The organism is Thermus sp. (genome assembly GCF_056332225.1).
This window is the reverse complement of record NZ_JBWGQW010000239.1, coordinates 1-562: the sequence shown is the minus strand read 5'-3', so window position 1 is coordinate 562 and position 562 is coordinate 1. Positions and strand designations below refer to the sequence as shown.

Genomic DNA, 562 nt, shown 5'->3' with positions numbered 1-562 from the left:
GGGGCAGGGGTTTTCCTATCCTCATCCTAGCGCGGGCAGAATGTAGACGTGAAGGAGACCTGCACTCTCGACCGTCCCCAGAGCGTGGAAAGGGTCCTCCGGCGCCTCGAGGGCTCCCTCACCCCCCACGAGCGGGAAGCCCTCCTCGCCCTCCTCCGGGGGGCGCAAGCCCCCGAAGGGGGGATCGCCCGCCTGGGCCTGGAGCTTTTGGGAAAGGAAAACGCCAGGGTCCTCGGGGTGGCGGTCCTCGGCGTGAAAGGCAGACCCGCGGGAGTCTACTACGGGAAGGCGCTCGTCCTCGCCGCCCCCGGCCTGGAAGCCGAGAAGACCAGGGAGGCCTTCCTGGCCGTGGCCTCACGCGAGGCCCTCTCCGCCCTGAGGCGACGGGCCTACGAGAACGGGGCGTTCCTCGGGCGGTGGCGGGAGGCCTACCTGAAGGCGAGGCCGGGGCTTCCGCCCCTGCCCGAGGGCCTCTTCCCGGTGGAGACCGAGGTCCGGGGACCCTTCCTCTTCACCCTCGCGGAGGGGAGGAGGGGGGAGCAGACCTTCCTCCTCGCCGGAC

The 562-nt window shown here is 71.0% G+C and carries 1 protein-coding gene; it reads left to right on the top strand.

Annotated elements, in window-relative coordinates; translation table 11 throughout:
• Positions 1–84: 84 nt before the first annotated feature.
• A partial coding sequence (locus AC01Y6_RS11125; RefSeq protein ID WP_476671593.1) for a hypothetical protein occupies positions 85–562 on the top strand: 478 nt, incomplete at its 3' end.